An 18840-nucleotide genomic window follows, 5' to 3' on the forward strand; every position below is an offset into this window, starting at 1 on the left:
TCTCGCCGATTTCTTCAGAATCAGGGCGATTTATTGTACTTGAGTGGTCCAACCATTTGTTCTGATTGAGGAATCAATACGTCAAAAAGCCTCTTTCGAGGCTTCATCCGAGCGTGTCAGGCACTCTCGCCAACCGGTTCCTGGGGGTTGAGCTGATTGACCAGCCTCTCCTCGAGGGCTTGCTGCTCCTCCGGGTTCAGCGGCTCTCCGGCCAGGGTGGTGAGGCTGAAGAAGTCCTCCACCCGCTCACCGATGGTGGTGATCTTGGCGGCATGGAGGGAGAGGCCGCACTGCTGGAACACGGCACCGATACGGGCCAATAGGCCCGGAGTGTCCAGGGCCGTCAGCTCCAGCAGGGTGTGGCGGTTTTCCCCCTTGTGAGGCAGGAAGACCACCCTGGTCGGCACGCTGAACTGGCGGTGGCGTCTGGACAGGGGCTTGCTGCGCAGTACCAGTTTGCCCGGCTCCTGAAGGGCTTTCTCCAGCGCCTTCTTGATGGTGGCGGTACGGTTGGGGCTGATGGGCTCGCCGTTTGGCTCCAGCACGATGAAGGTATCGAGCACGTAGTCGTTGCGCGAATTCATGATCTGGGCGTCGTGGATGCTGAGGTTCTTCTGATCCAGTGCCGAGGCCACGGTGGCAAAGAGGTTGGGGGTATCGCGGCAATAGATGAACACCTCGCTACCGCCCCGTATGGGATGCTTGCCGATGAGCACCAGGGGGGCCGGGTTGTCACCGTGGGCGATGATCTTGCGGCAGTGCCAGGCGATCTGCTCCGGGCTGTGGCGCAGGAAGTAATCGGCCTTGAAGTCGTTCCAGAGGGCGGTGACCGCCTCCTGTGGCACCTCACGCTGGGTCAGGATCTGCCTGGCCTGGCGCTGGTTTTCACGGATCTTGAGGCGCATGTCCGGCGGGTTTTCCAACCCCTGGCGCAGGGCCTTCTGGGTGGCGAAGTAGAGTTCGCGCAGCAGGGTGCCCTTCCAGTCGTTCCACAGACTGTCGTTGGTGGCACAGATGTCGGCCACGGTCAGGCAATAGAGCAGGTCGAGGTGCAATTCATCCCGCACCTTCTGGGCGAAGTCGGTGACCACGTCCGGGTCGTAGATGTCGCGGCGCTGGGCGGTGACCGACATCAGCAGATGGTGGCGCACCAGCCAGGCGACCAGTCGGCTCTCGTAGCGATCCAGCCCGTGCAACTGGCAGAACTCCAGCGCATCCACGGCCCCGAGTTCGGAATGATCGCCACGCCTGCCCTTGGCGATGTCGTGGAAGAGGGCGGCGATGCTGAGCAGCTCGGGCTTGCGCAACTGGGTGAACACCTCGTGGCAGAGCGGGTGAGTCTGGCGGCTGGCCGTATTCGGGAAGCGATGGATGTTCTGCAGCAGCCGATGGGTGTGCTCGTCTACCGTGTAGGCGTGGAACATGTCGAACTGCATCTGGCCGACGATGAGGTTCCACTGGGGCAGGTAGGCCGCGAGGATCCCGTACTTGTGCATCAGGGTGAGCGGCTGGCCGATGCCGTTGGGGTGGCGCAGGAGCGCCATGAAGAGACGGCGGCACTCGGGTAGATCTTGCAGCCAGCAGTTGAGGGTGCGTCTGGCCTCGCGCAACTGGCGCAAGGTGGCGGAGTGGATGCCGGCAATCTCCGGGTGCTGGGCTATCTGGTAGAAGAGTCGCAGGATGGCGGCAGGATCCCGGCCGAACAGCTCGGAGTCCACCGCATCGATGAGGCGGCCGCGTAGCTGGAATTCGTCGCTGATGCGGCGCACGTCCATGGCGGTGTTGCCGAGAATGGCCTCGTCAAAGAGTTGCAGCAGCATCTCGTTGAGCTCGGCCACCCGCCGAACCGTCTGGTAGAAGCGCTTCATCATCTGCTCGACCGGGCCGTTGCCTTCCCCCTCGAACCCCAGCATCTGGGCCACGGTGCGCTGGCGGTCGAACAAGAGACGGTTATCCCCCTTGTTGATGGCCATGTGCAGGGCGAAGCGCACCTTCCACAGGAAGTTCTGACAGTCGAGCAGCTCCCGGTACTCGGCCCGGTTGAGAAAACCGTGGCTGGTCATCTCGAACAGGGTGGTGGCGCCGAAGTGGCGGCGGGCGACCCAGGCCAGGGTTTGGATGTCGCGAAGGCCCCCGGGATTGTTCTTGAGATCCGGCTCCAGCTTGTAGGCGGTGCCGAGAAACTGCTGGTGGCGCAGGGCCTGCTCTTCGCGTTTGGCACGAAAGAAGGCTTCGCTCGGCCAGAAGTGCTGGGGCTGGGTGGCCGCCTGCAACTGCTCGAATCCCACCAGGCGACCCGTGATGTAACGGGCCTCGATGAGGTTGGTGGCAACCGTGATGTCGTTGCGACCCTGCTCGATGCACTCGGCCACGTTGCGCACCGCCTGGCCCACCTCCAGCTTGAGATCCCACAAGAGGGTGATGAACTCGCCGATGCGAAGCCCCAGCACCTCGTCCAGTTCATCTCCTTCGTAGAGGATCAGCAGGTCGATATCGGAGTGGGGATGGAGTTCGCCGCGGCCATAGCCGCCTACCGCGATCAGGGTGAGCTCGGTCCTGTCGAAGCCGAACTTGTGCCAGAGCCTGGTCAGCAGCGCGTCCATGTATTCGGAGCGGGTGGCCACCAGTTCGATGATGTTGTCACCGGCGTCGAAGCGCTCATGCAGCCAGGCGAGAAAGCGGCTCAGATACTCCTTGCAGTTGTCACGGGTGAGCTGATCGTCTGGGAGCAGATGGGGAGAAAGCAGGCTGGCATCCATGGCATGTCACACTCTCGGTCGGGCCGGGTAAAGAGCAACCCCGGCGCGCGGCCGGGGTTGAATGTCAAACGTGGTGGATAAAACGCTCGATAGTGTCGTCGGGGCGCAGGGTCAGGACCTCGCAGCCATCCTCGGTCACCAGCAGGGTGTGCTCCCATTGGGCGGAGTCGCCGCCGTCCTTGGTGGTCACGGTCCAGCCATCCTTCGGATTGACCTTGCAGTGGTACTTCTTGCTGTTGACCATGGGCTCGATGGTGAAGCACATGCCCGCTTTCAGCTCCAGCTTGCCGCCGTTGCGGTAGTGCAGGATCTGCGGCTCTTCGTGGAACTCGGCACCGATGCCATGGCCGCAGTAGTCGCGTACCACGGAGAAGCCGGCCTGCTCGACGATGGGCTGGATGACGGCGCCGATCTCGGTGATGCACATGCCCGGGCGCACCCGCTTGATGGCGGCATAGAGGCTATCCTGGGCCACCTTGCAGAGCTGGCGGCGCAGGGGGGTGGTCTGGCCCACGATGAACATGGCGGAGGTATCGCCGTGATAACCATCCTTGATGACGGTGATGTCCAGATTGATGATGTCCCCTTCCCGCAGCTTCTTGTGGTTCGGGATGCCATGGCAGATGACATCGTTCACCGAGGTGCAGATGGACTTGGGGAAGCCGTGGTAATTGAGCGGCGCGGGGATGGCCTGCTGCACGTCGACGATGTAGTCGTGGCAGAGGGTATTCAGTTCGTCTGTGGTGACGCCCGCCTTGACGTGGGGGGCGATCATGACCAGCACGTCGGCGGCCAGCTGGCCGGCGACACGCATTTTTTCAATCTCTTCCGGTGTCTTGATTTTAATGGACATGGGATCTCTCTTGGGGCCTGATTGCGCATCCTGCCGATGCCCAACAACCAGGTAATGAAAAATAGATGCGTTTGCAATCAGGGCGAAATTTTATCCCCAACCCCCGTTTACTTCCAGTGTGATCGTCATCGCAACGTCATCAGGCGGTCGCACCATGGTCCGGGATCCATTTTTAGCACCCGGGCTGGTGGTGTCATGACCAAAGTTATGGTATAAAGCGCGCCGGAATGGGGAACTCGTGTCCTCATACCATCACCCTTACTCAACAACACACACACATCGACACATATGCCGGGGTGCCTTAACGGGTCGGTTATATGGGATGTGTGGAGGCCTAACCCCAATACAGAGGTATAAAATGGCTAAAGTTTCTATGCGCGACATGCTGCAAGCCGGCGTTCACTTCGGTCACCAGACTCGTTACTGGAACCCGAAAATGAAGTCCTACATCTTCGGCGCCCGCAGCAAAGTTCACATCATCAACCTGGAAAAAACCGTTCCGATGTTTGACGATGCCATGAACTTCATCAGCTCCGTAGCTGCCAAGAAAGGCAAGGTACTGTTCGTAGGTACCAAGCGTGCCGCGTCTGAAGCCGTCAAAGAAGCCGCTGAGCGTTGCGACCAGTTCTATGTTAACCACCGCTGGCTGGGCGGCATGCTGACCAACTGGAAAACCGTTCGTCAGTCCATCAAGCGCCTGAAAGATCTGGAAACCCAGAGCGAAGACGGTACCTTCGACAAGCTGACCAAGAAAGAGGCGCTGATGCGTACTCGCGAAATGGAAAAGCTGGAGAAGAGCCTGGGTGGTATCAAGAACATGGGCGGCCTGCCTGACGTTCTGTTCGTTGTCGATGCCGACCACGAGCACATCGCTATCAAAGAAGCCAACAACCTGGGTATCCCGGTAGTTTCCATCGTTGATACCAACTCCAACCCGGACGGCGTTGACTATGTCATCCCGGGTAACGACGACGCTATCCGTGCCGTACAGCTGTACCTGAACGCTGCTGCTGACACCGTTCTGGAAGCCCGCGAGCAGGACATCGTTGTTCAAGCCGAACAAGATGGCTTCGTTGAAGCTGAGTAATTGATAAGGACTGAAAAGCCCTTATTAACCAAGCTGATGTAATTGGTTAGCAGGGGCCCTTGTGGCCCCTGTTTCTTGTCAATTCAAGACCGAGGATACTGGACATGGCAAACATTTCTGCCGCCCTGGTAAAAGAACTGCGCGAGCGCACCGCCGCTGGCATGATGGATTGCAAAAAAGCGCTGGAAGAAGCCAACGGTGATATCGAGCTGGCTATCGAGAACATGCGTAAATCCGGTCAGGCCAAGGCCGCCAAGAAAGCTGGCCGTATCGCCGCTGAAGGTGTGATCTTCGCCCGTACCGAAGGCAACGTTGCCGTCATGATCGAGCTGAACTGCGAGACTGACTTCGTTTCCAAGGATGCCGGTTTCCTGGCCATGGGTCAGAAGATCGTCGAGATCGCTGCCACCCAGAAAATCGCTGACGTTGACGCGCTGAAAGCCGCCGACTTCGGCAACGGCGAGTCCGTCGAGCTGACCATCACCAACCTGATCGCCAAGATCGGTGAGAACATGAACCTGCGTCGCGTGATGCTGGTTGAAGGTGACAACCTGGGCACCTACGTTCACGGCTCCCGCATCGGTGTTATCACCAAGCTGGTTGGCGGTACCGACGAGCTGGCCAAAGATCTGGCCATGCACGTTGCTGCCAACAGCCCGCAATTCGTCAAACCGGAAGACGTGTCTGCCGAAGTCGTTGCCAAAGAGCGCGAAATCCAGATCGACATCGCCATCAACTCCGGCAAGCCGAAAGAGATCGCCGAGAAGATGGTTGAAGGCCGCATGAAGAAGTTCACCGGTGAGGTTTCCCTGACTGGTCAACCGTTCGTGAAAGATCCTTCCATGACCGTTGCCGAGCTGCTGAAGAAAGAAGGCGCTGACGTTGTTTCCTTCACCCGTTTCGAAGTGGGCGAAGGCATCGAGAAGCAAGAGACCGACTTCGCTGCTGAAGTAGCAGCCCAGATCGCGGCCGCTCAGAAGGCCTAATCGAACCGGTTTTTCCGTTTCCCCAGACCGCGACTTATGTCGCGGTCTTTATATGACCAGGAATCAGTGACATGAGTACCAATCCCAAGCCTGCATACAGACGTGTTCTTCTGAAGTTGAGTGGTGAAGCCCTGCAAGGATCCGAGGGTTTCGGCATTGATCCGGCGGTGCTGGAACGGATGGCCCAAGAGATCAAAGAGCTGGTTGAGCTGGGTGTTCAGGTCGGTCTGGTCATCGGTGGCGGCAACCTGTTCCGTGGTGCCGGCCTTGCCAAGGCAGGCATGAATCGCGTGGTGGGTGACCACATGGGCATGCTGGCGACCGTCATGAACGGCCTGGCCATGCGTGATGCCCTGCATCGTGCTTATGTGAATGCCCGCCTGATGTCGGCCATCTCCCTGCAAGGGGTCTGCGACTCCTACAGCTGGGCCGAAGCCATCAGCCAGCTGCGCGCCGGCAAGGTGGTGATCTTCTCTGCCGGTACCGGCAACCCCTTCTTTACCACCGACTCGGCAGCCTGCCTGCGCGGTATCGAGATCGAAGCCGACGTCGTGCTGAAAGCCACCAAGGTCGATGGCGTGTTCACCGATGACCCGGTCAAGAACCCGGATGCCGTGCTCTATCAGGAACTGAGTTATGATGAAGTTCTTGAAAAAGAACTCAAAGTGATGGATCTTGCTGCTTTTACCCTGGCCCGCGACCACGATCTGCCGATCCGGGTGTTCAACATGAACAAACCGGGCGCGCTGCGCCGCGTGATCATGGGTGAGCCGGAAGGTACCCTGATCCACCAGGCCAGCAAGTAAGGCAAGTGTGAGCCCTAGGCTCGCTTGTCCATTACGCCAGTCAACAAGATAGATACGAGCCGCCCGTCGGCTCGTTCGCCAAAAGGAAAACCACTGTGATCAACGAGATTAAAAACGACGCCAAGGACCGCATGGGCAAAAGCGTAGAGTCGCTGAAGACCCAGATGTCCAAGATCCGTACCGGCCGTGCTCACCCGAGCCTGCTCGACGGCATCCAGGTGGAGTATTACGGTGCTGCCACTCCTCTGAAGCAGTTGGCCAACGTGGTGGCAGAAGATGCCCGTACTCTCTCCATCTCCATCTTCGATCGCTCCATGATCCAGGCGGTGGAAAAAGCCATCCTGACCTCCGATCTGGGCCTGAACCCGTCCAGCAACGGCCAGACTCTGCGCGTGCCGCTGCCGCCGCTGACCGAAGAGCGTCGCCGTGATCTGACCAAGATCGTCCGTGCCGAAGCCGAAGGTGCCCGGGTTGCCATTCGCAACATCCGTCGCGATGCCAACGCCGACCTGAAAGCCCTGCTGAAAGAGAAAGAGATCTCCGAAGACGACGACCGTCGCGCCCAGGAAGAGATCCAGAAGCTGACCGATACCTTCATCAAGCTGGTGGATGACGCCCTGGTTGTGAAGGAAAAGGAGCTAATGGAAATCTAAGCCTCCGACAGGTATATTACGAGCGCCGTGTAGTGCCCCTGCACGGCGCTTTTGTCTTTGTGGGAGAAATGAATGTCGCTTTTGGCAGCGCTAGGCGATAGCGCCAGCTCGTCCTTGCCCCGTCACGTCGCCATCATCATGGATGGCAATGGTCGCTGGGCCCAGAACCGCGGCAAGATGCGGGTTTCCGGGCACAAGGCGGGCGTGAAATCCGTGCGTGAGGCCGTGGCCTTTGCCGCCCGTGCCAAGATGGAGGCGCTGACCCTGTTTGCGTTTTCCAGCGAGAACTGGCGCCGTCCGGAAGGGGAAGTCAACGCCCTGATGGAGTTGTTCATGACGGTGCTGGGTCGCGAGGTGAGCAAGTTGCACAGCAACGGCATTCGCCTTCGGGTGATTGGCGACACTGCCCGCTTCAGCGAGCGGCTGCAGGCCAAGATCGCCAAGGCCGAGGCCCTGACCGCCAACAATCAGGGATTGACCCTCAATATCGCCGCCAACTATGGCGGTCAGTGGGACATCGCCCAGGCGGCCCGGACCCTGGCACGGGCCGTGGCGGCGGGTGAACTGGATGCCGAGGCGGTCGATGAGGCGGCATTGGGTCGTCATGTCTGCATGGCTGATCTGCCCCCCGTGGATCTGTTGATCCGCACTGGCGGGGATCATCGCATCAGCAACTTTGTCCTGTGGCAGCTCGCCTATGCCGAACTCTATTTTACCCCGGTCCTGTGGCCCGATTTTGACGAGGCCGAGTTCAGTGGGGCAGTTGCCTCCTTCGTTGCTCGCGAGCGTCGCTTCGGGTGTACGGGTGAACAGATCCGGGAATTGATCGCCGCGCAACAGACCGGCTAAACCCCGCTCCCAAGAGAGAGGTTTCTTTTGCTAAAACAACGAATTATTACCGCATTACTGTTAGTACCCCTAGTGTTGGGGGCGCTGTTTTTTCTGCCGTTGAAATTCTTTGCCCTGCTCGCCGCCCTGGTCTTTCTGCTGGCCAGCCGTGAGTGGAGTGCCTTCGTCACTGCCCAGCCGCAACAGTGGTTGCCGCTGGTGTTCTGTCTGCTGCTGGGGGCCAGCCTGTTTTGGGTGCCCGTGGAGCAACTCTGGATCCCCCAACTGCATCCGCTGGTGATGGGCGTGCTCTGGACCGCTGTCAGCTGGTGGCTGCTGGGGCTGGTGCTGGTGCTGCGCTACCCGCAAAGCGCCAGGCTGTGGCGTGAATCCATCTGGCTCAAATCCCTGTTCGGTCTGGTGACCCTGGTTCCCTTCTTCTGGTCCCTGGTGGCCATTCGCGGTTACAACTTCTACCACGACCCCATGATGGGAGCCTGGATCCTGCTGTTCGTGATGGGACTGGTCTGGGCGGCAGATTCTGGCGCGTATTTTTTCGGCAAGGCGTTCGGCAAACACAAGCTGGCACCGGCCGTGAGCCCGGGTAAAACCATCGAAGGCATGCTGGGTGGGCTGTTTACCGCCAGCCTGCTGGCCATCGGCGTGACCTGGTTCATGGGCTTCGTGCCTGCCAAGATGGGCACCGTGCTGCTCTGTTCTCTGCTGGCGGTGCTGGCCTCCGTGCTCGGCGATCTGGCCGAGAGCATGTTCAAGCGGGAAGCCGGCATCAAGGATTCCGGCACCCTGTTGCCGGGCCATGGGGGCATTCTCGATCGCATCGACAGCCTGACGGCGGCGCTGCCCGTCTTCCTGCTCAGCTACCTGTTGCTCGGTCCGGAGTTTTGATGTTTCGCGCACTGATGATCCCGGGAGCGTCCCGCTCCATCAGTCTGTTACCCAATCAGGAGTCTTGATGCAAAACCTGGTGATCCTGGGAGCGTCAGGCTCCATCGGTCAGAGCACCCTCAAGGTACTGCGCCACAACCCCGGGCGCTGGCAGGTGCTGGCGCTGACCGCTGCACGCAGCGTGGACGCCATGCTGCGCGACTGTCTCGAATTCTCCCCCCGGTTCGCCGTCATGGTGGACGAAGGCGCCGCCAGCGAGCTGGCGGGTCGGCTCAAGGCTCACGGCAGCACCACTCGGGTGTTGTCCGGTCAGGCAGCCCTGTGCGACGTGGCTGCTCACCCCGATGCCCACAGCGTGATGGCGGCCATTGTCGGTGCGGCGGGTCTGGCACCCACCATGGCTGCCGTGCGCGCCGGCAAGCGCATTCTGCTGGCCAACAAGGAGGCGCTGGTGATGTCCGGAGCCTTCTTCATGGAGGCGGTGCGAGAGCACGGCGCCGAGCTGCTGCCCATCGACAGCGAACACAACGCCATCTTCCAGTGCCTGCCGGTCGACGTGCAGCGCCAGCCCGGTTTCTGCGATCTGGCCGGGGCGGGGATCAGCAAGATCCTGCTGACCGGCTCCGGCGGACCTTTCCGCTATGCCGATGTGGGTGAATTGCACCATGTCACCCCGGCGCAAGCCATTGCCCATCCCAACTGGTCCATGGGGGCCAAGATCTCGGTGGACTCCGCCACCATGATGAACAAGGGGTTGGAGTACATCGAGGCGCGCTGGCTGTTCAATGCGGCCCCCGAGCAGATCCAGGTGGTGATCCACCCCCAGTCCGTCATTCACTCCATGGTGCAGTACAAGGATGGCTCCGTGCTGGCCCAGCTCGGCAACCCGGACATGTGCACCCCCATTGCCCACGCTCTGGCCTATCCGGAACGGATCGAGTCCGGTGTGGAACCTTTGGATTTCTTCAGTGTCGGAGAGTTCAGCTTTATCCGGCCCGACTATGAGCGCTATCCCTGTCTGGCGCTGGCCATGAGCGCGTGCCAGCAGGGGCAGGGGGCGACCACCTCCCTCAATGCCGCCAACGAGGAGGCCGTCGCGGCTTTTCTTGCAGAGCGGATCGGATTTATGGATATTGCCAGAGTCAACGAATCCGTCATGGCCGAGCTGGGCAGTAGTGCTGCCGGCTCTCTGGCGGATCTCATCGCCCTGGACGGTACGGCCCGAGCCCGTGCCCAGCAACTGATAAAGGAGCTTGCCGTATGAACGGACTGTGGTGGCAGCCAGCCCCTCTCCATGCTCTCGAGCGCAGGACTGGACATGACCGCGAGGTACGCGGCTGATGGGCGGGGTTCTGTGGAATATCGGCGCCTTCATCGTGGCCCTCGGGCTGCTGGTGGCGGTGCATGAATTTGGCCACTTCTGGGTGGCTCGTCGTTGCGGCGTCAAGGTGGAGCGCTTCTCCATCGGCTTTGGCAAGGCCATCTGGCGTCGCCTTGGCAAGGATGGCACCGAATACGTGCTGGCCCTGATCCCCCTTGGCGGTTACGTCAAGATGCTGGATGGCCGGGTCGACGAACTCAAGCCGGGGGAGGAGGCGCAGGCCTTCAACCACAAGAGCGTCTGGGCCCGGATGGCCATCGTCGCGGCCGGCCCCATGGCGAACTTCGTGTTCGCCCTGTTCGCCTTCTGGCTGATGTTCATGATAGGGGTGCCGAGCGTCAAACCCGTGGTGGGCGAGGTGCGTCCCGCCTCCATCGTGGCAGAGGCCGGCATCCTGCCAGGCATGGAGATCGTCGGCGTCGGCGGCGAGGAGACCGGTGACTGGGAGAGCGTCACCTACGCCCTCATCAGCCACCTTGGCGATGACTCGGTCCAGCTCAAGCTCAAGGCGGCCAACACCAGCTATGCAGTGGACAAGACCCTGCAGCTGGCAGGTTGGAAATTCGATCCGGACAAAGAGTCACCCATCGGGAGCCTCGGGATAGTGCCCCTCGGTGGCAAGGTGCTGCCCGTGGTGGAGGCCGTGGTGCCATCGAGCGCCAGCGAGAAGGCCGGCCTTCAGATAGGGGATCGCATCAAGGGGGTCGATGGAGAGGCCATCACCGAATGGACCCAGTTTGTCGAGCGTGTCCAGCAGTCACCGGCGCAGCCGCTGCAGGTGACGGTGGAGCGCGGGGGCAGCGAGATGACCCTGACCCTGACCCCGGACGGGAAGAAAGTGAAGGGCCAGCTGGTCGGTTTTGTGGGCTTGTCGCCGCAACTGGTTCCATTACCGGATGAGTATCGAACTCTGTTACAGTATGGGCCTTTGCAAGCCCTGTGGCATGGGGTCCAGAAGACCTGGAGCCTGATCACCCTGACCTTCGACATGATAGGCAAGCTGATCGGTGGCATCGTCTCTTTGGACAACCTGAGCGGCCCCATCTCCATCGCCAAGGGGGCCGGCAGCAGCGCCGATTACGGGTTGGTCTATTTCCTCGGATTCCTGGCGCTCATCAGCGTCAACCTGGGGATCATCAACCTGTTCCCCCTGCCGGTGCTCGATGGTGGCCATCTGGTCTATTTCCTCATCGAGGCGATCACCGGCAAGCCGGTATCGGAAAAAATTCAGGAAGTTGGGTTCAGGATAGGCGCCGCCATTCTGATGTTACTGATGGGCATTGCGCTGTTTAATGATTTCGCTCGCCTCTGAGGCCAGAGCATCAACAAGGACACATAAGAACAAAATGGCTGTTAAAAAAGCATTGGTGTTGAGTTGCCTGCTGGGGGCCAGCTTCCTGGCTCAGGCTGCCCCGGCCTCTTTTGTGGTGCAAGACATTCAGGTCGAGGGCCTGCAGCGGGTGACCCTGGGTGCCGCCCTGTTGAATCTGCCGGTGCGTGTCGGTGATTCCGTCGACTCCGTGTCCCTGGCGAACGCCATCAAGAAGCTCTATGCCTCCGGCAACTTCGAGGACGTCAAGGTCTATCGCGAGGGTCAGGTGCTGCAAGTGGTGGTCAAGGAGCGCCCGACCATCTCCAGCATCGAGTTCTCCGGCAACAAGGACATCAAGGAAGAGCAACTGACCCAGAGCCTGGAATCCTCCGGGATCCGCGTGGGTGATCCGCTGGATCGCACCGTGCTGAGCTCCCTCGAGAAAGGGCTGGAAGATTTCTACTACGGCGTGGGCAAGTACTCCGCCAAGGTCAAGGCCATCGTCACCCCGCTGCCGCGCAACCGAGTCGACCTCAAGTTCACCTTCGTGGAAGGGGAAGCGGCCAAGATCCAGCAGATCAACATCGTCGGCAACAACGTCTTCCCGGAAGAGAAGCTGCTGGCCCAGCTCTCCCTCAAGGACGACGTGCCCTGGTGGAACTTCACCGGCGATCAGCGCTACCAGAAGCAGAAGCTGGCCGGTGACATCGAAGTGCTGCGCTCCTACTACATGGACCGCGGCTACATCCGCTTCACCCAGGAGTCCACCCAGGTCTCCATGACCCCGGACAAGAAGGGGGTCTATGTCACCCTCAACGTCAAGGAAGGGGAGCAGTACAAGGTTTCCGGCATCCAGCTCAAGGGCGACCTCATCGACCGCGGCGGCGAGATGAAGGGCCTCATCCCCATCGAGGCGGGCAGCGTCTACTCCGCCAGTCAGGTGACCCATACCGAAGAGGTGCTCTCCAAGTTCCTCGGCCGTTACGGCTACGCCTATCCGAAAGTGGTCACCTTCCCCCAGATCAACGACCAGACCAAGGAAGTGGAGCTCATCGTCAACGTTGAGCCGGGTCCCCGGGTCTATGTGCGCAACATCAACTTCAGCGGCAACGTCACCACCAAGGACGAAGTGCTGCGTCGCGAGATGCGCCAGATGGAGGGCACCTGGCTCTCCTCCGACAACGTCGAGCAGTCCAAGACCCGTCTCAACCGCCTCGGCTTCTTCGAGACCGCGGAAGTGGACACCAAGCGGGTGCCGGGCAGCGATGACCAGGTCGATCTGGACTTCAAGGTCAAGGAGCAGCCGGCGGGGTCCATCAACGCCGGTATCGGCTACGGCACCGAGTCGGGTCTGAGCCTGCAGGCGGGTCTGCAGCAGGACAACTTCATGGGGACCGGCAAGAAGATCGGCATCAACGCCAGCACCAACGACTACTCCAAGAGCGTCGACCTGAGCTATAACGACCCCTACTTCACCGTGGACGGGGTGAGCCTGGGCGGCCGTCTCTACTACAACAAGTTCAGTGCGGCCGACGCCAACATCGTGGACTACGAGAACACCACCGTCGGTTTCCGTCTCTCCAGCGGCTTCCCGGTCAACGAGAACAACCGTCTCGACTTCAGCCTGGGCTACGAAAACAACAAACTGTCCCAGCCCAACCCCTATGTACAGGTGGACGAGTTCTGGAAGGTCTACAACGGCAATCTGGATGGCGACAACCGCATGGTGTTCAACACCGTGGACGTCACCGCCGGCTGGACCCGCTCCACCCTCAACAAGGGTCAGTTCCCGACCTCCGGTGACCGCCAGCGGGTGAACGCCAAGGTGACGGTGCCCGGCATGGATCTGCAGTACTTCAAGCTCAACGCAGAAGATGCCCACTACTTCCCGTTTGATGCCGATCACAAATGGGTCATGCTGGCCAAGGCCCGTGCCTCCTACGGCGATGGCTACGGCACCAATGGCGATTACGAGCACGTCCTGCCGTTCTTCGAGAACTACTACGCCGGTGGTTTCGATACCCTGCGCGGTTTCAAGAGCAACACAGTCGGTCCGAAGGCGCTCTACTACTACAACCTGAGTGGTAACGACGTCATCCAGGGCACTGACAGCTCGGTCGGGGGCAACGCCCTGGCGGTGGCCTCGCTGGAAATGATCGTGCCGACGCCCTTTGCCTCCGAGACCTATCAGCCCCAGCTGCGGACCAGTTTCTTCATCGACGCCGGTTCCGTGTGGGATACCCACTTCGACTACAGCCAGTATCAGAACCGTTGCTTCAGTGGTTGCAACTATCTGATGGACTACTCCGACCCGAGCAACATCCGGATGTCGACCGGCCTGTCGCTGCAGTGGCTCTCTCCCATGGGCCCGCTGGTGTTCGTGCTGGCAAGACCAATCAAGAAATACGAAGGGGACGACACCCAAGTCTTCTCCTTCAACATCGGCCGTACCTTCTAAGGGGAGCGGACGCCCCCCCGCCATGGCGGGGGGAAGCATGATGGGTCGCGCGTTTGCGTGCCTCACCAGGTAACAAGACGATCTCGTGGATCGCTTGCACAATCAGGTAAATCAGGTAGCCCTCGACCGAGGGACCAAGGAGTAAGTGTGAATAAAGCGTTGAAAGTAGCTGGTTTGAGCTTTGCACTGATGGCTGCCGGCATGGGTTCTGCCTTCGCTGAGACCAAGATTGCCGTGGTCGACATGGGCGAAGTCTTCCAAAAGCTGCCCCAGCGTGAAGCCGTTGCCAAGAAGCTGAAGGGCGAGTTCGAGCCGCGCATGCGTGAACTGCAGAAGCTGGAGTCCGACGGTCAGGCACTGGTCGAGAAGTTCAAGAAGGACGAAGCCTTCATGAGCGCCGAACAGAAGAAGCAGAGCCAGGAGAAGCTGGCCAAGCTGCAAATGGAATTCAACCAGAAGCGTCAGGCGTTTGAACAGGACAACGGTCGCCGTCAGTCCGAAGAGCGCAACAAGATCCTGACCAAGGTGCAGGCTGCCATCGACGCCATCGCCAAGAGCAATGGCTACGATCTGGTGCTGGAGCGCAACGCCGCCCCGTATGCAGCCAGCAAGCTGGACATCTCCGGCCAGGTTATTTCTCAGGTTAGCAAGAGCAACTAATTGATGGCATTCACTCTCGCACAGCTGGCCCAGCAACTGGGGGCCGAGGTCCATGGGGATGGGACCCGGGAAATTCGCAAGGTCGCGACACTGGAAAAAGCCGGGGAGGGGGAGATAGCCTTCCTGTCCAACAAGAAGTACCGGCATTTTCTGGAGCAGAGCAAGGCCACTGCCGTGCTCATCACCGAGGCAGACCTGCCGTTTTGCCCCACCAACGCCCTGGTGCTCAAAGACCCCTATGTGGGCTTTGCCCGGGTTGCCCAACTGCTGGACACCACCCCGCAGCCGGCCATGGATATCCATCCGAGCGCCGTCATCGCGGCGGACGTGCAACTGGGCGAGAGAGTGGCCATCGGTGCCAATGCGGTGATCGAATCCGGCGTCGTGCTGGGTGACGATGTGCGCATCGGCCCGGGCTGTTTCGTTGGCAAGGATACCCGACTGGGAGCGCGCTCCCGGTTGTGGGCCAACGTCACCCTCTATCACAACGTGACCCTGGGCACGGACTGTCTGGTACAGGCCGGCACCGTGATCGGGGCAGACGGTTTCGGTTATGCCAACGAGCGCGGCGAGTGGATCAAGATCCCCCAGCTCGGCGGCGTGACCATCGGCAACCGGGTCGAGATCGGTGCCTGCACCACCATCGACCGCGGTGCGCTGGAAGATACCCGCATCGCTGACAACGTCATCATCGACAACCAGTGCCAGATCGCCCACAACGTCGAGATCGGCTACGGCACTGCCGTGGCGGGCTCCACCGTGATGGCCGGTAGTCTCAAGGTCGGCAAATACTGTATCATTGGTGGTGCCTCCGTCTTTAACGGGCACATGGAGATCTGCGACCAGGCCACCGTCACCGGCATGGCCATGGTGATGCGTCCCATCACCGAGCCCGGTATCTACTCTTCCGGCATCCCCCTGCAAACCAATAAAGAGTGGCGCAAGACCGCCGCCCGGGTGATGCGTATCGAAGAGATGCACAAGCGGTTGAGCAAGCTTGAGAAAAAGCTGGATCAAGAATAATCACGATTGGTATAGGGTACTGTTTTGACTACTGAAAAGAAGAGCCTGGGCATCCAGGAAATCATGGATCTGCTGCCCCACCGTTATCCGTTCCTGATGGTGGACAAGGTGGAAAACTACGAGATCAGCGATGAGCGCAAGACCCTGCGCGCCATCAAGAACGTCTCGTTCAACGAGCCGATCTTCCAGGGCCACTTCCCGGCCAAGCCGGTCTTCCCCGGCGTGCTGATCCTGGAAGCCATGGCCCAGGCCACCGGTATCCTGGCCTTCACCATGGTGGGCAAGCCGTCCCCCAACGAGCTCTATTACTTTGCCTCCATCGACAATGCCCGCTTCAAGCGCCCGGTGGGCCCCGGCGATCAGCTGGTGCTGGATGTGGAGTTCCTGAAGGAGCGTCGCGGCATCGCCAAGTTCACCGGTGTCGCCACCGTCGACGGTGAAGTGGTCTGTACTGCCGAACTGATGTGCGCCAAGCGCGAGGTATAACCGTGATCGATCAGACTGCCATCATCCACGACACCGCCATCGTCCATGAGTCTGCCGTCATCGGCAAAGGGGTTGAAATCGGCCCCTTCACCGTCATCGGTGCCGAGGTGGAAATCGGTGACAACACCTGGGTGAGCTCCCACGTGGTGATCAAGGGCCCGACCAAGATCGGTCGCGGCAACAAGATCTTCCAGCACACCTCCATCGGTGAGGATTGCCAGGACAAGAAGTACGCCGGCGAGCGCACCTTCCTCGAGATCGGCGACAACAACGTGTTTCGCGAGAACTGCACCGTGCACCGCGGCACCACCCAGGACCAGAGCCTGACCAAGGTGGGTAGCGGCAACCTGTTCATGGTCAACGTTCACGTTGCCCACGACTGCATCATCGGTGACAACTGCATCTTCGCCAACAACGCCACCCTGGCGGGCCATGTGCACATCGGTGACTTCGTGATCTTCGGCGGTCTGTCTGCCATTCACCAGTTCGGCCGCGTCGGCTCCCACGCCTTCGTCGGCGGCTGCGCTGCCCTGAACAAGGACGTGCCGCCCTACGTGATGGCTGCCGGCAACTACGCCAAGCCGTTCGGGGTCAACTCCGAAGGCCTGCGTCGTCGTGGCTTCAGCGCCGAGGCGATCTCTGCCGTCAAGCGCGCCTACAAGGAGATCTTCCGCTCCGGCAAGACCATTGAAGAGGTGATGCCCGTGCTGAGCGAGATGGCCCAGAGCGAACCTGCCATCCAGCTCTATGTGGATTTCCTCAAGGACAACGAGCGCGGGATCATCCGTGCCTGATCCCATTCGCATCGGCATCGTCGCCGGAGAGACCTCCGGCGACATCCTGGCCGCAGGGCTGGTGCGCGAACTGCAAGCCCGCTACCCGGATGCGCAGTTCGAAGGGATCGCCGGGCCGCGGATGCAGGCTCTCGGCGTGAAGGCGCTGTTCGAGATGGAGGAGCTCTCCGTCATGGGCATCACCGAGGTGCTGGGCCGTCTGCCCCGCATCCTCCAGGTGCGCCGCGAACTGCTGCGCCACTTCATCGCCAATCCCCCCGACATTTTCGTCGGTGTGGATGCACCGGATTTCAATATCGGGGTGGAGCTGAAACTGCGCCGCGCCGGTATCAAGACGGTCCACTATGTCAGTCCCTCCGTCTGGGCCTGGCGTCAGGGCCGCATTCACAAGATCAAGGCGGCCACCGACATGGTGCTCGCCTTCCTGCCGTTCGAGAAAGCCTTCTACGACCGTTTCGATGCCCCCTGTCGCTTCGTCGGCCACACCATGGCGGACGACATTCCGCTGGTCCCGGATCAAGGGGCGGTGCGCGAGGCCCTCGGCATCGATCCCGCCCGTCGCTGGCTGGCGGTACTGCCGGGGAGTCGCACGGCGGAAGTGGGCTTCATGGCGCCGGTCTTCCTCGAGGCGTGCAAGCACCTGACGGTGCACAACCCGGATCTCGGTTTCATCGTGCCTCTGGTCAACCAGAAACGGCGCGAGCAGTTCCTCGCCATCAAGGCCGAGGTGGCCCCGGAGCTCGACATGGTGCTGCTGGACGGCCAGGGCCGCGAGGCCATGATTGCCGCCGATGTGGTGATGCTCGCCTCCGGCACCGCGGCCCTCGAGGCCATGCTGGTGAAAAAGCCCATGGTGGTCGGTTACAAGCTCAAACCCTTCAGCTACTTGCTGGCCCAGTGGCTGGTGAAGACGGATTATGTCTCCCTGCCGAACCTGCTGGCGGACAAGATGCTGGTGCCCGAGCTCATCCAGCACGAGTGCACCCCGGCCAACCTGGTGGAAGAGGTGAGCAAGCTGCTGGACCATGACAACAGCGAGCTCATCACCACCTTCACCCGGTTGCACGAGAAGATCCGCTGCAATGCGGATGTGCAGGCAGCGGAAGCGGTTGCCGCGCTGCTGGAGCGTTAGTGGGCTCTGCCTGTGTGTCAGGCGTGATGTTGTGCTGATACTGGCCCTGCGGGGCCGGTTTTGATTCAAGGCTATGAGATGACGATCGATATTCCCGAAGACAAGCTGATTGCCGGGGTGGACGAGGTGGGTCGCGGCCCCCTGGTGGGTGACGTGGTCACCGCCGCGGTGATCCTGGATCCTGCCAATCCCATCCTTGGCCTCGCCGATTCCAAGAAACTCTCCGAGAAGAAGCGGCTCGCCCTGTTTGGCGAGATCAAAGAGAAGGCGCTGGCCTATGCCATCGGCCGCGCCAGCCCGGCGGAAATCGACGAGCTCAACATCCTGCACGCCACCATGCTGGCGATGCAGCGCGCCGTGGCGGGGCTCAAGGTGACGCCCGAGCTGGTCTTCATCGACGGCAACCGCTGCCCCAGATTGCCGATGGAGGTCCGCGCCGTGGTCAAGGGGGACAGCCTGGTGGCCGCCATCAGCGCCGCCTCCATCCTCGCCAAGGTGACCCGGGACGCCGAGATGACCGAGCTGGACAGCCGCCATCCCGAGTACGGTTTCGCCCGCCACAAGGGCTACCCGACGGCGGAGCACCTCGCCATTCTGGCCGAACGGGGCCCGCTGCCCGAATACCGTCAGAGCTTCAAGCCGGTGCGCCGCGCCCTGGGGATCGAATAACCGATGCCGATCTGTCTGAACGATTTCTGCTTGCGCAATGAGAGGGC

The 18840-nt window shown here is 60.7% G+C and carries 17 protein-coding genes; 15 read left to right on the forward strand and 2 right to left on the reverse strand.

Translation table 11 applies throughout. The features are described from left to right. Positions 1-116: 116 nt before the first annotated feature. Together glnD and map are read right to left on the reverse strand one after the other, a co-directional pair. Positions 117-2759 carry a bifunctional uridylyltransferase/uridylyl-removing protein GlnD gene (gene glnD, locus MUW49_RS19210; protein ID WP_244813095.1) on the reverse strand — a complete coding sequence of 881 codons (2643 nt, stop codon included), beginning with the start codon at positions 2757-2759 and terminating at the stop codon, positions 117-119. Positions 2760-2823: 64 nt separating this feature from the next. Continuing rightward, positions 2824-3612 carry a type I methionyl aminopeptidase gene (gene map, locus MUW49_RS19215; RefSeq protein ID WP_043152303.1) on the reverse strand — a complete coding sequence of 263 codons (789 nt, stop codon included), beginning with the start codon at positions 3610-3612 and terminating at the stop codon, positions 2824-2826. 358 nt (positions 3613-3970) lie between these two features. Here map and rpsB point away from each other — a divergent pair, with 358 nt between their 5' ends. From rpsB to rnhB, 15 genes are all read left to right on the forward strand, one after another. After that, a complete protein-coding gene (gene rpsB / locus MUW49_RS19220) occupies positions 3971-4699 on the forward strand; it encodes a 30S ribosomal protein S2 (RefSeq protein ID WP_010673403.1) in 729 nt (242 codons plus the stop codon). A 104-nt stretch (positions 4700-4803) separates the two neighbouring features. Then, a complete protein-coding gene (tsf, locus tag MUW49_RS19225; RefSeq protein WP_010673404.1) occupies positions 4804-5685 on the forward strand; it encodes a translation elongation factor Ts in 882 nt (293 codons plus the stop codon). 71 nt (positions 5686-5756) lie between these two features. Then, positions 5757-6491 (forward strand): UMP kinase, encoded by a 735-nt coding sequence (pyrH, locus tag MUW49_RS19230; RefSeq protein ID WP_010673405.1) that lies wholly within the window; start codon positions 5757-5759, stop codon positions 6489-6491. 95 nt (positions 6492-6586) lie between these two features. After that, positions 6587-7144, forward strand: a complete 558-nt coding sequence (frr, locus tag MUW49_RS19235) for a ribosome recycling factor (RefSeq protein ID WP_010673406.1) — start codon at positions 6587-6589, stop codon at positions 7142-7144. 72 nt (positions 7145-7216) lie between these two features. Then, on the forward strand, positions 7217-7993 hold the full coding sequence (uppS, locus tag MUW49_RS19240; protein WP_039039427.1) for a polyprenyl diphosphate synthase: 777 nt from the start codon (positions 7217-7219) through the stop codon (positions 7991-7993). A 27-nt stretch (positions 7994-8020) separates the two neighbouring features. Further along, complete coding sequence (locus MUW49_RS19245; protein WP_029313939.1) at positions 8021-8878, forward strand: phosphatidate cytidylyltransferase; 858 nt, start codon at positions 8021-8023, stop codon at positions 8876-8878. A gap of 67 nt (positions 8879-8945) precedes the next feature. Further along, positions 8946-10142 carry a 1-deoxy-D-xylulose-5-phosphate reductoisomerase gene (gene ispC / locus MUW49_RS19250; RefSeq protein WP_010673409.1) on the forward strand — a complete coding sequence of 399 codons (1197 nt, stop codon included), beginning with the start codon at positions 8946-8948 and terminating at the stop codon, positions 10140-10142. Positions 10143-10218: 76 nt separating this feature from the next. Beyond that, entirely contained in the window at positions 10219-11571 is a 1353-nt protein-coding gene (gene rseP / locus MUW49_RS19255) for a sigma E protease regulator RseP (protein WP_043152308.1), read from the forward strand. A 34-nt stretch (positions 11572-11605) separates the two neighbouring features. Continuing rightward, positions 11606-14029 (forward strand): outer membrane protein assembly factor BamA, encoded by a 2424-nt coding sequence (gene bamA / locus MUW49_RS19260; protein ID WP_043152310.1) that lies wholly within the window; start codon positions 11606-11608, stop codon positions 14027-14029. A gap of 147 nt (positions 14030-14176) precedes the next feature. After that, on the forward strand, positions 14177-14689 hold the full coding sequence (locus MUW49_RS19265; RefSeq protein ID WP_029313943.1) for an OmpH family outer membrane protein: 513 nt from the start codon (positions 14177-14179) through the stop codon (positions 14687-14689). A gap of 3 nt (positions 14690-14692) precedes the next feature. Then, positions 14693-15712, forward strand: a complete 1020-nt coding sequence (lpxD, locus tag MUW49_RS19270) for a UDP-3-O-(3-hydroxymyristoyl)glucosamine N-acyltransferase (RefSeq protein WP_039039449.1) — start codon at positions 14693-14695, stop codon at positions 15710-15712. Positions 15713-15736: 24 nt separating this feature from the next. Further along, the gene (fabZ, locus tag MUW49_RS19275; protein ID WP_010673414.1) at positions 15737-16198 is read left to right on the forward strand and encodes a 3-hydroxyacyl-ACP dehydratase FabZ; all 462 of its coding nucleotides are present in this window, start codon (positions 15737-15739) and stop codon (positions 16196-16198) included. A 2-nt stretch (positions 16199-16200) separates the two neighbouring features. After that, on the forward strand, positions 16201-16992 hold the full coding sequence (gene lpxA, locus MUW49_RS19280) for an acyl-ACP--UDP-N-acetylglucosamine O-acyltransferase (protein WP_080988583.1): 792 nt from the start codon (positions 16201-16203) through the stop codon (positions 16990-16992). Next, positions 16985-18124 carry a lipid-A-disaccharide synthase gene (gene lpxB / locus MUW49_RS19285; protein WP_010673416.1) on the forward strand — a complete coding sequence of 380 codons (1140 nt, stop codon included), beginning with the start codon at positions 16985-16987 and terminating at the stop codon, positions 18122-18124. The genes lpxA and lpxB overlap by 8 nt, the downstream gene beginning before the upstream one ends. A gap of 78 nt (positions 18125-18202) precedes the next feature. Next, the gene (rnhB, locus tag MUW49_RS19290) at positions 18203-18793 is read left to right on the forward strand and encodes a ribonuclease HII (RefSeq protein WP_010673417.1); all 591 of its coding nucleotides are present in this window, start codon (positions 18203-18205) and stop codon (positions 18791-18793) included. Positions 18794-18840 lie beyond the last annotated feature (47 nt).

The organism is Aeromonas sp. LsrichE-8G, assembly GCF_022869435.1.
Taxonomy (GTDB): Bacteria; Pseudomonadota; Gammaproteobacteria; order Enterobacterales; family Aeromonadaceae; genus Aeromonas; species Aeromonas caviae.

Bases quoted from the DNA above. Each gene is read 5' to 3' on its own strand.
- glnD (WP_244813095.1), bottom strand. From the start codon at position 2,759: ATGGATGCCAGCCTGCTTTCTCCCCATCTGCTCCCAGACGATCAGCTC.
- map (WP_043152303.1), bottom strand. From the start codon at position 3,612: ATGTCCATTAAAATCAAGACACCGGAAGAGATTGAAAAAATGCGTGTC.
- rpsB (WP_010673403.1), top strand. From the start codon at position 3,971: ATGGCTAAAGTTTCTATGCGCGACATGCTGCAAGCCGGCGTTCACTTC.
- tsf (WP_010673404.1), top strand. From the start codon at position 4,804: ATGGCAAACATTTCTGCCGCCCTGGTAAAAGAACTGCGCGAGCGCACC.
- pyrH (WP_010673405.1), top strand. From the start codon at position 5,757: ATGAGTACCAATCCCAAGCCTGCATACAGACGTGTTCTTCTGAAGTTG.
- uppS (WP_039039427.1), top strand. From the start codon at position 7,217: ATGTCGCTTTTGGCAGCGCTAGGCGATAGCGCCAGCTCGTCCTTGCCC.
- ispC (WP_010673409.1), top strand. From the start codon at position 8,946: ATGCAAAACCTGGTGATCCTGGGAGCGTCAGGCTCCATCGGTCAGAGC.
- rseP (WP_043152308.1), top strand. From the start codon at position 10,219: ATGGGCGGGGTTCTGTGGAATATCGGCGCCTTCATCGTGGCCCTCGGG.
- bamA (WP_043152310.1), top strand. From the start codon at position 11,606: ATGGCTGTTAAAAAAGCATTGGTGTTGAGTTGCCTGCTGGGGGCCAGC.
- lpxD (WP_039039449.1), top strand. From the start codon at position 14,693: ATGGCATTCACTCTCGCACAGCTGGCCCAGCAACTGGGGGCCGAGGTC.
- rnhB (WP_010673417.1), top strand. From the start codon at position 18,203: ATGACGATCGATATTCCCGAAGACAAGCTGATTGCCGGGGTGGACGAG.